Here is a 14,662-nt window from a genome sequence, read left to right on the forward strand (position 1 = left end):
GGGTGCGTGCGGCTCTCCCGCTCCGCCGTGACCCTCCGCTCCGCCGCGACCCACCCGGTCCGCCGCGACCTGTCCGGTCTGCCGCGACCCGTCCGCTCGCCGTACCCGCGCCGTGTCGCGGCCTGCGCTATCGGGACGCTATGCGCCTTGGGCAAGATCGACGTCGCGGTCCGGTGGCGGTACACGCCGGGCACGACGATGGCGTCCCGGTCGGCGCGCGACCCGTGGGAGCGGGCACCCCGCCGCGGTCCGGCGACCGATGATCCTGATCGCGGTGAAGGAGTCCGAAGTCACGATGACGCACCCCGACGGCACGGAAGCACCGCTGCTCTGGACACTGGCCGGCAGCGGCAAGGAGTCGCTGGCAGCCGGCGCGCGCGGCCTGCACGCGTACCTGGCCGATCGTGACGACTGGAGCCCGCAGGACATCGCGCTCACCCTCGCGCGCACCGCTTCCCGGGGGAGCCGACGGGCGGCGGTGGTGGCGGACGGTCGGGACGGATTCCTGCGGCGGCTGGACGCGCTCGCCGACGGCAGGAGCATGCCCGGCCTGCTGGAGGGCGCCGCGGGGCCGGGCGGGCGGATCGCCTTCGTGTTCCCCGGGCAGGGCGCGCAGTGGCCCCGGATGGCGGTGGACCTGTTGGACACCTCCACGGTGTTCCGCGACCGGATGGACGCGTGCGCGCAGGCCCTGGAACCGTTCGTCGACTGGTCGCCGATCGACGTGCTCCGCGACCCGGACGCGGCGGGCGCACCCGCCGCGGACCGGGCCGACGTGGTGCAGCCCCTGCTGTTCGCCGTGACGGTGTCGCTCGCCGCGCTGTGGCGCTCCCACGGTGTGGAACCGGCCGCCGTGCTCGGGCACAGCGTCGGCGAGGTCACCGCCGCCGCGGTCTGCGGCGCGCTGTCCCTGGACGACTGCGCGCGGGTGGTGGCGCTGTGGAGCCAGGCCCAGGCGACCCTGGCCGGGAAGGGGGACATGGTCTCCGTCATGGCCCCGGCCGACGAGGTCGAGCCGCGCTTGCGCCGCTGGGACGGCCGCCTCGTCGTCGCCGCGCACAACGGCCCGCGGTCCGTGATCGTCTCCGGCGACCGCGACGCCGCGGCCGAACTCCTCGCCGACCTGGCCTCGGACGCGGTGCACGCACGGCGGATCGCGGTGGGCCTGGCCGCCCATTCCCCCCACATCGACGCGATCGTCCCCCGGATGCGCGCCGACCTCGCACCGGTCCGGCCCCGCACACCGGATCTGCCCTACTACTCCGGACTGACCGGGGGGCGACTGGACGTCCCGGTCCTGGACGCCGACTACTGGTGCCGCAACCTGCGCAGCACGGTCAGGTTCCATCAGGCGGCCGAGGCCCTGCTGCGGGACGGGCACGGGGTCCTGCTGGAGGTCAGCCCGCACACCGTGCTGACCTCCGCCCTCGCGGACTGCGCGGAGGAACACGGCGCGCAGGCCGCCGTCCTCGGGACGCTGCGCCGCGATCAGGACGGTCCGGGCCGGTTCCTGACCTCGCTCGGTGAGCTGTACGTGCACGGGGTCACCCCGGAACGGGACGCGCTGTTCTCCGGGGATCACGCCCGGGTGCGGGAACTGCCGACGGCCGCCCTGGCAGCGCTCACGGAGCCCGCCCCGCAGGACGCGAACGGGCCGGGCGGCGCGGGCGCCGCGGGCGGTGACCGGGACGCCGGCGCCGCGTTCCGCGCGGAGCTGGCCGGACTGGACGTACCGGAGCGGCGTGCCGCGCTGGTACGGCTGGTGGGCGAGGAGATCGCCGCGCTGACCGGCCGGTCCGACCCGGTCCCCGCCGAACTCGCCTTCCTCGACCTGGGATTCGACTCCGTCACCGCCGTGGAGCTGCGCAACCGGTTGGGTGCGGCGACGGCGCTGCGCATCCCGGCGACGATCGCCTTCGACTGCCCGACCCCGATGGCCCTGGCCGAGTACCTCTGCGCCGCGATCGGCGGCGACCGGGCCGACAGGACGACGGCCGCGGACGTGCCGGTGCGGCGGTCCGAGGACGACGACCCCGTGGTGATCGTCGGTATGGGCTGCCGCTACCCCGGCGGGGTCACCAGCCCCGACGAGCTCTGGGAGCTGGTCTCGGCAGGTGCCGACGCCGTCTCCGCGCTGCCGGACGACCGCGGTTGGGACACCGCCGGTCGCTACGACCCCGCACCGGGAACTCCCGGCCGGTACTACCAGCGCGAGGCGGGTTCGCTGGCCGGCGCGGCGGACTTCGACGCGGAGTTCTTCGGCATCTCGCCGCGCGAGGCGCTGGCCATGGACCCGCAGCAGCGGCTGCTGCTGGAGACGACCTGGGAAGTACTGGAGCGCGCCGGGATCGACCCGGCCACTCTGCGGCGGACCCCGACGGGCGTCTATGTCGGGGCGATGACCATGGACTACGGGCCCACTCTCGAACAGGGCGCCGACGAGGGCGGCCACCTGCTGACCGGCAACACCGGAAGCGTCACGTCGGGCCGACTGGCCTACACCCTCGGCCTGGAGGGAGCGGCGGTCACCGTCGACACGGCGTGCTCGTCCTCGCTGGTGGCCCTGCACCTCGCGGTCCGGGCGGTGCGGTCGGGCGAGTGCTCGCTGGCGCTGGCGGGCGGCGCGACCGTGATGTCCACGGTCGGCATGTTCGTGGAGTTCAGCCGGCAGGGCGGTCTGGCCCCGGACGGCCGCTGCAAGTCCTTCGCGGCGGCCGCCGACGGTTTCGGCCTGGCCGAGGGCGTGGGGATGCTGCTGGTGGAGCGGTTGTCGGACGCGCGGCGCAACGGGCATCCGGTGCTGGCCGTCGTCCGGGGCTCGGCCGTGAACCAGGACGGTGCGAGCAACGGTCTGACGGCGCCGAGCGGTCCGTCGCAACAGCGGGTGATCCGGGCGGCGCTGGCGGACGCGGGACTGTCGGCGTCCGAGGTGGACGTGGTGGAGGCGCACGGTACGGGGACGCGGTTGGGCGACCCGATCGAGGCGCAGGCGCTGCTGGCGACGTACGGGCAGGACCGGCCCGCGGACCGTCCGGTGTGGATCGGCTCGCTCAAGTCCAACATCGGCCATGCCCAGGCCGCGGCGGGGGTGGGCGGTGTCATCAAGTCGGTGCTGGCGATGCGGCACGGGGTGATGCCGAAGACGCTGCACGTGGACGGCCCCACGCCCGAGGTGGACTGGTCGGCGGGAGCCGTGGAGATCCTCTCCGAGGCCCGTGCCTGGGACGACACGGGCCGTCCGCGTCGGGCGGGGGTGTCCTCCTTCGGTATCAGCGGGACCAACGCTCACGTGATCCTGGAGTCCGCGCCGGCCGAGGCTCCGGCCGGAGCGGTGGAGAATGTCCGGCGTCCTGGGCCGGTGGTGTGGCCGGTGTCGGCGCGCAGTGCGGAGGCCCTGCGGGCGCAGGCCGGGACGCTGGCGGCGCGGGTGGTGACGGAGCCCGGACTCGACACGGCGGACGTGGGTTTCTCGCTGGCGGTGGGGCGTGCGTCCTTCGAGCACCGTGCCGTGCTGGTGGGCGCGGACCGGAGCGAGTTGCTCGACGGCGTGAAGGCGCTCGCGGACGGGCGTTTGACCCCGGGGTCGGTGTCCGGTGGCGGGTTGGTTTCGGGTCGTTCGGTGCTGGTGTTCCCGGGTCAGGGTTCGCAGTGGGTGGGGATGGCCGCGGAGTTGCTGGCCGGGTCTGCGGTGTTCGCGGGGCGGATGGCGGAGTGCGGGCGTGCTCTGGCGCCGTACGTGGATTGGTCGTTGGTGGAGGCGTTGGGTTCGGAGGCGCTGTTGGCGCGGGTGGATGTGGTGCAGCCGGTGCTGTGGGCGGTGATGGTGTCGTTGGCGGAGGTGTGGCGTTCGTTCGGTGTGGTGCCGGACGCGGTGGTGGGCCATTCGCAGGGTGAGATCGCCGCGGCGGTGGTGGCGGGTGGTCTGGGTCTGGAGGACGGGGCGCGGGTGGTGGCGCTGCGTTCCCGCGCGATCAGGGTTCTGGCGGGTCGTGGCGGTATGGCCTCGGTGCCCCTGCCGGCAGACGTGGCACGGGAGCGCATCGCCCCATGGGCGGGCCGGTTGTCGGTGGCGGCGGTCAACGGCCCCTCGTCGACGGTGGTTTCCGGTGACGCGGACGCGGTGACGGAGCTGGTGGAGGAGTTGGTGGGGGAGGGGGTTCGGGCGCGCGTGATCGAGGTCGATTACGCGTCGCACTCCTCGCACGTGGAGGAGATCCGCGAGGAGCTGCTGTCCGATCTGGACGGGATCACGCCGGTGTCGGGTGCGGTGCCGTTCTTCTCGACGGTGACGGGTGGTTGGCTGGACACGAAGGCCCTGGACGCCGGGTACTGGTACCGCAATCTGCGGGAGACCGTCGAGTTCGGGCAGGCCACGGCGGCGTTGTTGGGCGAGGGTTTCCGGTTCTTCGTCGAGTCCAGCCCGCATGCGGTGCTGTCGGTCGCGGTGGGGGAGTCGGTGGAGGCCGCGGGGGTGGACGCGGCGGTGCTGGGGACGTTGCGCCGTGGCGAGGGCGGTCGCGAGCAGGTGCTTCGTGCGGTGGGCCGTGCGTGGGAGCGGGGGTTGGGGGTGGACTGGTCGGGGGCGTTCCCGGGGGCCCGCCGGGTGGACCTGCCGACGTACGCCTTCCAGCGCACCCGCTACTGGCTGACGGCCCCCGCCGCCGTCCCGGCCGCCCCCGCCGAGGACCGCTGGGACGACCTGGAACTCGACGACCCCGCCCGGCTCGCCGAAACCCTCGGGGTCGGCCGGGACGCCCTGGACGAAGTCCTGCCCGCGCTGGCTGCCTGGCGCTCCGTCAGGAGCCGTGAACGGAGGGCGGACTCCTGGCGCTACCACGTCGCCTGGGCGCCCCTGTCGGTCGCGCCGGCGGACGGCCTCCCCGGTCGCTGGCTCGCCCTGCGTCCCGAGGGTGACGACGCGGCAGCCGTCCTGGACACCCTCGCCGAGGCCGGAGCCGACCTCCTCCCGTGCGTCGTCGCCGATCCGGGCGCAACCCGCGAACACCTGGCCGCCCTGCTGACGAAGACCGCCGGGGAGCACCCGATCGCCGGTGTGCTGTCCCTGCTGTCCTGGGAGGAGCGCCCCCATCCCGACCATCCCGACCTGCCCGGCGGTCCGGCGCTGACCCTCGCGCTGGCCCAGGCGCTGGAGGACGCGGGCGTTTCCGCCCGGCTCTGGACGCTGACGCAGGGAACGGCGGTCCTGGGCGGCGCGGAGCGGCCCGGACCCGTCGGTCAGGCCGCGTCCGCCGCCCTGGGCCGGACGCTGGCACTGGAGCACCCGCATCGCCGCGGCGGTCTGGTCGACCTGCCCGAGGTGCTGGACGTACGGGCCGCCCGCCGCCTGTGCGCGGTGCTCGCGGGCGCCGCGGCCGACGAGGAACAGGTGGCGGTGCGCTCCACCGGGGTCCACGGACGCCGCCTCCGGCCCGCGTCGCCCGCGCCGGCGAAAGCCCGTCGGGGTGGCGCGGCCGTGCGGAAGCGACCGCGGTGGCAGGGCACGGTCCTCGTCACCGGTGGCACCGGTGGCGTCGGCTCGCACACGGCGCGCTGGCTCGCGGGCCAGGGTGCGGAGCGGCTGCTGCTGGTCAGCCGACGCGGTGCCGACGCACCCGGCACCGACGCGCTGCGGACGGAACTGACGGCGCTGGGCGCCGAAGTGACCTTTGCCGCCTGCGACGTCGCGGACCCGGCCGCACTGGCGGCGCTGATCGCCGACATCCCGGCGCGGTGCCCGTTGTCCGCCGTCGTCCACGCGGCAGGCGTCCTCGACGACGGTGTGCTCGACGCGCTGGACCCGGCGCGGCTCGCCGGGGTGCTGCGCGCCAAGCTGACCGCCGCCCGGAACCTGCACGAGGCCACCGCCGGTCTCGACCTGTCGGCCTTCGTGGTGTTCTCGTCCGTGATGGGTGTCGTGGGCAACGCCGGGCAGGGCAACTACGCCGCCGCCAACGCGGCCGTCGACGCGCTCGTCGCCGCCCGCCGGGCCGCCGGGCTGCCCGGCACGTCCGTGGCCTGGGGCGCCTGGGCCGGGCCGGGCATGCTGGCGGACGAGGTCGCCGCACGGCTGCGGGACCTCGGCATGCCGGTGATGGAGCCCGGAACGGCCGTCACCGCGATCGGCCGGGCGCTCGCGGAGGACGACGAGCTGGTCGTGGTCGCCGATGTCGACTGGAGGCGCTTCACCACGGGCAGGGGCCGGTGGACCGCCGCCCTCCTGCACGGGATCCCGGACCCGGCGACCGAGAGGCCCGTCCCGGATGCCACCGCAACGTCGGCGGCCCGGGAAGGCGGCGACCCCGCCGACGCCCTGCGGCAGCGGACCGCCGTACTGCCGCGCCACGAGGACCGGGTGCGGGCCCTCACCGAGCTGGTACGCACCCACGCGGCGACGGTCCTGCGCCACCCCGACGTCGACACGGTCCAGCCCGGAAGGGCTTTCTCCGCGCTCGGCTTCGACTCGCTGACGGCGGTGGAGCTGCGCAACCGGCTCGCCGCCGTCACCGGACTGGCCCTGCCCGCCACCGTCCTTTTCGACCATCCCACACCGTCGGCGCTCGCCGACCGGCTGCTCGCGGACCTGGACCTGCCGGACGCCGCGAGCGGCACCGCCGGGCCCGCCGGCTCCGTCGACGCCGGGGCGGGCCGGGCAGCGGCACCCGGCGGCAACGAGCCGATCGCGATCGTCGGCATGGGCTGCCGCTTCCCCGGCGGGGTCGCGGGGCCCGAGGACTTCTGGCACCTGCTCTCGAAGGGCACCGACGCCGTCGGCGACTGGCCGTCCGACCGGGGCTGGGACACCGAGGGGCTGTACGACCCCGACCCCGACCACGCCGGCACCACGTACAGCAGGCAGGGCGGCTTCCTGCACGACGCCGCCGAGTTCGACGCGGAGTTCTTCGGCATCTCGCCGCGCGAGGCCCTGGCCATGGACCCCCAGCAGCGGCTGCTCCTGGAGACCGCCTGGGAGGCGGTCGAGCGCGCCGGGCAGGACCCGACCGCGCTGAAGGACCGACAGGTCGGCGTCTACATCGGTACCAACGGCCAGGACTACTCCGCGCTGCTGCGGGGCGCCGAGGGCGTGTCCGAGGGCCATCTGCTGACCGGGAACACGGCCAGCGTGCTCTCCGGGCGGCTGTCCTACGTGCTCGGCCTCCAGGGACCCTCGCTCACCGTCGACACCGCGTGCTCCTCGTCGCTGGTGGCGCTGCACCTGGCCGTGCAGGCACTGAGGCGCGGCGACTGCGAGCAGGCCCTCGCGGGCGGGGTGACGGTGATGAGCACCCCGCAGCTCTTCGTGGAGTTCAGCCGTCAGCGCGGACTCGCCGCCGACGGCCGCTGCAAGGCGTTCTCGGCGGACGCGGACGGCACGGGCTGGGGCGAGGGCGCCGGAGTGCTGCTGCTGGAGCGCCACAGCGACGCCCTGCGCCACGGTCACCCCGTTCTCGCGCTGATCACCGGCACCGCTGTCAACCAGGACGGCGCCAGCAACGGGCTCACCGCCCCCAACGGCCCGTCCCAGCAGCAGGTCGTCCGCGCCGCGCTGGCCGACGCCGGGCTGCGCGCCGACCAGATCGACGCGATCGAGGCCCACGGCACGGGCACGAAGCTCGGCGACCCCATCGAGGCGCAGGCGCTCCAGGCCGTCCACGGACCGGCGCGCCCGGCGGACCGGCCGCTCTGGCTCGGCTCCGTGAAGTCGAACATCGGGCACACCCAGGCGGCGGCCGGGGTGGCCGGCGTGATGAAGATGGTGCTGGCCGTCCGCCACGGCGAACTTCCGGGGACCCTGCACGCCGGGACGCCGAACCCGCACGTCGACTGGTCCGACGGTGCCGTCCGCCTGCTCACCGCGCACACCCCGTGGCCGGAGACCGGGAACCCGCGCCGGGCGGGCGTGTCGTCGTTCGGCATCAGTGGCACCAACGCGCACGCGATCATCGAGCAGGCGCCGGTCGTCGCGGTCGTGCCCGCCCCGGAGCGCACCGGTACCGCTGCCGTACCCGCCCCGGACACCGCCGAGACGGCCACCGCGCGCCGGGCCGCCCCGCCCGTGCCGCTGCTGCTCTCGGCCGGCACACCGGAGGCCCTGCGGGCACAGGCCGGCCGGCTGGTGAGCCGGCTCGATGCCGACCCGGACGCCGAACTGGCGGACGTCGCCTACTCGCTCGCCACCGGACGGGCCCCGCTCGAACACCGGGCCGCCGTCCTGGGACGGGACCGCGCATCCGTCCGACGCTCGCTCACCGCACTCGCGCGCGGCACGGCGGCGGGCCACCTGCTCACCGGAGGCGCCGCACGCCCCGGCCGGACCGCCTTCCTCTTCCCGGGACAGGGCAGCCAGCGGGCCGGAGCCGGCGCGGAGCTCTACCGCGAGGACCCGGTGTTCGCCGACGCCCTCGACGAGGTACTGACCGGCCTGGACCCGCACCTCGACCGGCCCCTGCGCGAGATTCTGTTCGCCGGGCCCGGAACCCCCGGTGCGGCGCTGCTCGACCGCACCCGGTACACCCAGCCCGCGTTGTTCGCCCTGGAAACGGCGCTGTTCCGGCTCGTGCGCCACTGGGGTGTGCGGCCCGACCTGCTGATGGGGCACTCCGTCGGCGAACTCGCCGCCGCCCACGCGGCGGGCGTGCTGGACCTGCCCGACGCCTGCGCGCTGGTAGCGGCCCGGGGCCGGCTGATGGACGAACTGCCCGAGGGCGGGGCGATGGTGGCGGTGGAGGCCACCGAGGAGGAAGTGCGGCAGGCCCTGCTGGACGACCGTACCGGGCACCCCCTGCCGGAGACGGACACGGACCGCGGCCCGGGCCGGGACGCGGTGGACATCGCCGCCGTCAACGGGCCCGCCTCCGTGGTCCTGTCCGGTGACGCGGACGCGGTGCTGCGCCTGGCCGGGGTGTTCCGCTCCCGCGGCCGGCGCACCCGCCGGCTGAGTGTGAGCCACGCGTTCCACTCCGCCCGGACGGAGGCGATGCTCGACGCGTTCCGGGACGTGGCCGAGTCGCTGACCTACCACGCGCCCGCCGTCGAGATCGTCTCCAACCTGACCGGGCGCACGGCCACGGCCGCGGAACTCCGTTCGCCCGAGCACTGGGTGCGCCACGTCCGGGGCACCGTGCGCTTCCTGGAAGGGGCCCGCCGGCTGCGGGCCGAGGGCGCGACGACGTACCTCGAACTCGGACCGGGCGGCGTGCTGTCCGGCATGCTCCACGCCTGCCTCCCCGACGCCACCCCCACCACCGGCGGCCCCGGGACGGTGCCGCTGCTGCGCGACGGCCGCGGCGAGCCGGACGCGGTCCGCACCGCGCTCGCCTCGCTGCACCTGCGCGGCGTGCCGGTGGACTGGTCGGCGGGCTGGCGCGACACCGACGTGCGGCGGGTCGACCTGCCCACCTACGCCTTCCAGCGCAGGCGCTTCTGGCCGGTGGCCGCGCCGGACCCGGCGCCCGGCGCCGGGCCGTCCCGCCGGGAGACCGAGGTCCCCGCCGGCCCCCGCCGCTACCGCATCGCCTGGGAGCCGCTCACCGCGCCCGCGGAGCCCCGCCTCTCCGGCCGCTGGCTGCTCGTCACCCCGGACGGACCCGGTGCCGAGGACACCGCGCTCGCCTGCGAACAGGCGCTCGCCGGACACGGCGCCGACGTGGCGGTGATCCGGGTCGGGGCTGCCGCCGGACGCGCCGAACTGGCCTCGCTGCTACAGGAGTTCGACTCCCCGGAGGGTGTCCTGTCGCTGCTGGCCCTGGCCCGGGGCCCCCGCCCGGGCCTGCCGATGCTCGACGCCTGCCTGAGCGGGACCCTGCTGCTGCTCCAGGCCCTGGGCGACAGCGGCGTCGACGCACCCCTGTGGTGCGCCACCCGCGGCGCGGTGGCGGCCGACGGCACGGAGGAGGTCCGCCCCGAGCAGGCCCAGGTGTGGGGCCTGGGCCGGGTGGCGGCACTGGAGCACCCGTTGCGCTGGGGCGGCCTGGTCGACCTGCCGGACCTGCTGGACGGGCCCGCGCTGGACGGGCTGTGCGCGGTGCTGGCCGGACGGGACGGCGAGGACCAGGTGGCCGTACGCGCGCCCGGACCGTTGGGCCGTCGGCTCGTCCCCGCGCCGGAGCCCGCGACACCCGCCCCCGTAGCGTGGACGCCGCGCGGCACGGTCCTCGTCACCGGCGGCACCGGAGGCCTCGGCGCCCAGGTGGCGCGCTGGCTCGCGGAGCGCGGTGCGGAACACCTCGTCCTGCTCGGCCGGCGGGGCCCCGACGCCCCCGGGGCCGACGCGCTGGTCGACGCCCTGGCGGCGCTCGGCGCCCGGAGCACCCTGCTGGCCTGCGACGTCGCCGACCGCACCGCCCTGGATCGGGTCCTGGGGCGGCTGCGCGACGAGGGCGACACCGTACGGGCCGTGGTGCACGCCGCCGGACTCACCTCGGACACCGCGCTGATGGACTGCACGCCGGAAGAACTGGCCCGGCGGACGGCGGCCAAGACGCGCGGCGCGGCCCACCTCGACGCCCTGTTCGAAGACCGCCCGCTGGACGCCTTCGTGCTGTTCTCCTCGATCTCGGGCACCTGGGGCAGCGGCGGCCAGGGCGCCTACGCGGCAGCCAACGCCTACCTGGACGGCCTCGCCGCGGCGCGGCGCGGCCGGGGCCTGGCGGCGACCTCGGTGGCCTGGGGCCCCTGGGCCGGCGCGGGCATGGCCGAGGGCGCGGTCGGTGACGGCCTGCGCCGGCACGGGCTGGTGCCGATGGCCCCGGCAGCGGCGCTCTCCGCGCTCGGCCTGGCGCTGACCCTGGACGAGGGCGAACCGGTCGTCGCCGAGCTGGACTGGAGCCGCTTCGCGCCGATCTTCGGCTCGGTCAGGGACAGTGCGCTGCTTCGCGCCCTGTCCGCCGCCCCGGATCCCCGTGCGGCGGACGGCGGCCCCGCGGCGGGGGACGCCTCCGCCGGGACCGGACCCGGTACGGGCGCCGGCCGGTCGTGGCTGCACCGGCTGCACCGGCTGTCCGAGTCCGAGGGCCGCAAACTGCTGACGGAACTGGTGCGGAGCGAAGCGGCCGCCGTGCTGGGCCACGAGTCGGCCGCCGGCCTCACGGCCGAGCGCCCGTTCCGCGAGCTGGGCTTCGACTCGCTCACCGCCGTCGAACTCCGGAACCGGCTGGTCACGGCCACCGCTCTGCCGCTCGCGTTCACCACCGTTTTCGACCACCCGACGGCGGCCGCCCTCGCCGCTCACGTCTTCGCCGGGCTGACCGGCACCGAACCGGCCGCCGACGGCGCGACCGGCGCGACCGGCACGGCCGCGACGGACTTCGCAGCCGCCGACGGCGCGGCCGGGCCCGCGCCGGCCGACGAACCCCTGGCGATCGTCTCGATGGCCTGCCGGTTCCCGGGCGGCGTCCGCTCGCCCGAGGAGCTGTGGCAGCTGGTGGCCGACGGAGTGGACGCGGTCGCCGCGCTGCCCGCCGACCGCGGCTGGCCGCTGGACACCCTCTACGACCCGGACCCCCTGCACCCGGGCACCTTCTACACCACCGGCGGCGGCTTCCTGGACGGCGCGGCCGAGTTCGACGCGGAGTTCTTCGGCATCTCCCCGCGGGAAGCACTGGCCATGGACCCGCAGCAGCGACTGCTCCTGGAGACCAGCTGGGAGGCGCTGGAGCGGGCCGGGATCGACCCCGCGTCGGTCCGCGGCAGCGAGGGCGGCGTCTACGTCGGCGTCGCCGCCCAGGGCTACGGCACCGGCCCGCAGAACCCGTCCGACGAGGTCGAGGGGCACCTCCTCAGCGGCACGGTCACCAGCGTCGCCTCCGGCCGCGTCGCCTACACCCTCGGGCTCGGCGGCCCCGCCGTGACGGTGGAGACGGCCTGCTCGTCCTCGCTGGTGGCACTGCACCTGGCCGGCCAGGCCCTGCGCGCCGGCGACTGCTCGTTCGCCCTGGTCGGCGGCGCCGCGGTGATGGCGAGCCCGGACGCCTTCGTCGAGTTCAGCCGCCAGCAGGGCCTGTCGCCCGACGGCCGCTGCCGCTCCTTCGCCGAAGGGGCGAACGGCACGGGCTGGGGCGAAGGGGTGGGCGTCCTGCTGGTGGAACGCCTCTCCGACGCGCGCCGTCTCGGGCACCCGGTGCTGGCCCTCGTCCGGGGCACCGCGGTCAACCAGGACGGTGCCAGCAACGGCCTCACCGCCCCGAGCGGCCCCGCGCAGCAGCGGGTGATCAGGAGTGCGTTGGCCGCCGCCGGACTGTCCGGCGCCGAGGTCGACCTGGTCGAGGCGCACGGCACCGGCACCGTGCTCGGCGACCCCATCGAGGCGCAGGCCCTGCTGGCCACCTACGGCCAGGACCGGCCCGCCGACCGCCCGCTGTGGCTGGGCTCGCTGAAGTCCAACATCGGGCACACCCAGGCCGCCGCCGGGGTCGCCGGGGTGATCAAGACGGTGCTCGCCCTGCGGAACGGCGTGCTCCCCGGCACCCTGCACGCGCAGGAGGCGTCCAGCCGGGTGGACTGGTCGGCCGGAGCGGTCCGGCTGCTCGCGAACGCCCGCCCCTGGGACGCCCCGGAGGGGGACCGGCCGCGCCGGGCCGGCGTCTCCGCGTTCGGCATGAGCGGCACCAACGCCCACGCCGTTCTGGAGGAGGCACCCGCCGCCGAGGCCGGCCCGCTGCCCGGGGGCACGGACGGCGAACCGTCCGAGGACACCGGGACGGCGGTTCCGTGGCTGCTCTCCGCCATGACCCCCGCGGCCCTGCGCCGCCAGGCCCGCCGGCTGGGCGAGCACCTGCGGGCCGACCCCGCCGCGGGCGCCGCCGCGGCCGCCCGGGCGCTCGCCACGACCCGCCCCGCCCTGCCCTTCCGGGCGGCCGCCACCGGCCGCGACCGCGCCGCGCTGCTCGGCCGGCTGGACGCCCTCGCGGCGGGCGAACCCGCGCCCGACACCGTGCAGGACCGGGCGCGCGGCGGTCGTACGGCCTTCGTCTTCCCCGGCCAGGGCTCGCAGTGGGCCGGCATGGCCGCGGCGGCGCTCGACGCCTCCGCGCCGTTCGCCACCGCCGTCGCCGACTGCGAACGGGCGCTCGCCCCGCACACCGACTGGTCCCTGACCGAGGTGCTGCGCGGCGCGCCCGGCGCACCGACCCTCGACCGCGTGGACGTCGTCCAGCCGGTGCTGTTCGCCGTGATGGTCGCGCTGGCCGCGCACTGGCGCGCCACCGGGGTCACCCCGGACGCGGTCGTCGGGCACAGCCAGGGCGAGATCGCCGCCGCCCACGTCGCCGGAGCGCTGTCGCTCGACGACGCGGCCCTCGTGGTGGCGCTGCGCAGCCGGGCGCTGCTGAGGCTGGCGGGACGCGGCGGCATGGTGTCGGTCGCGGCCTCCGCCGAACGGACCACGAGCCTGATGCCCGTCGGCGGACGCCTCTGCGTGGCCGCGGTGAACGGCCCCGACGCGGTGGTCGTCGCCGGGGAGCCCGAGGAACTGGCCGCCCTGCTCGCGGCCTGCGACCGGGAAGGCGTCCGGGCCAGGGCGATCCCGGTGGACTACGCGGCCCACTCGGCCCAGGTCGCCGAGATCGAGGACGAACTGCGCGAGGCCCTCACCGGGATACGCCCCCGCGCCTCGGTCGTCCCGCTCTACTCGACGGTGACCGGCGAGCCCGTCGCCGGAGAATCGCTCGACGCCGACTACTGGTACCGCAACCTGCGCGAGCCGGTCGACTTCGTCGCAGCGACCCGCGCCCTGCTCGACGCGGGCCACACCCTGCTCGTCGAGGTCAGCCCGCATCCGGTGCTGCTCGCCGGGATCGAGGCGGTGGCCGCGGAGGCCGGGCGGGAGGTGTCGGCGGTCGGCACGCTGCGGCGCGGCGACGGCGGTCGGGACCGGCTGCTGGCCTCACTGACCGAGGCATGGGCGGCCGGCGGCGGCCCGGTGGACTGGTCGCCCTGGACGGGGGCCCCCGGGCCGGGCGGCCCGGCACCCGTCCTGCTGCCGACGTACCCCTTCCAGCGCGACCGGTACTGGCTGGCCGCGCCGGGCCGGACGGCCGCCCCGGCCACCACCGCGGCGCCGGCCGAGGACACCCCGCGGACCGCGGGCGAGGAGGACGGTACCCCCGCCGCACGGCTGGCCGCCCGGCTGGCCCCGCTGGACCGGCAGGCCCGCCGTCAAGCGGTGCTCGACCTGGTCGTCCGGCACGCGGCCGCGGTCCTCGGCCATCCCGGAACCGGTCCGGTGCGCGCGGAACGCGCCTTCTCCGAGGTCGGCTTCGACTCGATGCTCGCGGTGCGGTTCCGGAACGCGCTGTGCGAGGCCACCGGGCTGGCCGTCCCGCCGACGGTCGTCTTCGACCACCCGACGCCCGAGGCGCTCGCCGCCCACCTGGACGCGGAGCTGTCCGCCGCGCCCGCACCGCCCTCGCCGCTGCTGGCCGAGCTGGACCGGCTGGCCGCGCTCCTCGCGGCCGTCCCGCCCGGAACGGCCGGCACCGACGGGGTCGGCGAACGACTGGACGAACTGCTGCGCGGCTGGGGCCGGCGCGCCGGTGCACCGGGTGGCGAGGCGCCACCGCCCGGTCCGGTGGACGACACCCCCACGGCCGTGGAGACGGCGACAGCGGACGAGCTGTTCGCCCTGATCGACAACGACTTCGGCAACGCCTGAGAGAGAGCTGTCCCT

Annotated in this window: 1 protein-coding gene; it reads left to right on the forward strand. The window is 76.3% G+C overall.

Features of this window, described 5'->3' with window-relative positions:
* Window positions 1-295 precede the first annotated feature (295 nt).
* Entirely contained in the window at window positions 296-14,647 is a 14,352-nt protein-coding gene (locus tag ACIPYS_RS09415) for a type I polyketide synthase (protein WP_400745059.1), read from the forward strand.
* Window positions 14,648-14,662: the final 15 nt, after the last annotated feature.

Source organism: Kitasatospora sp. NPDC089913, assembly GCF_044748625.1.
In the GTDB taxonomy this organism is placed as follows: Bacteria; Actinomycetota; Actinomycetes; order Streptomycetales; family Streptomycetaceae; genus Kitasatospora.

Excerpts from the sequence above, each read along its gene's own strand:
- ACIPYS_RS09415 (WP_400745059.1), top strand. The coding sequence starts at position 296 with ATGACGCACCCCGACGGCACGGAAGCACCGCTGCTCTGGACACTGGCC.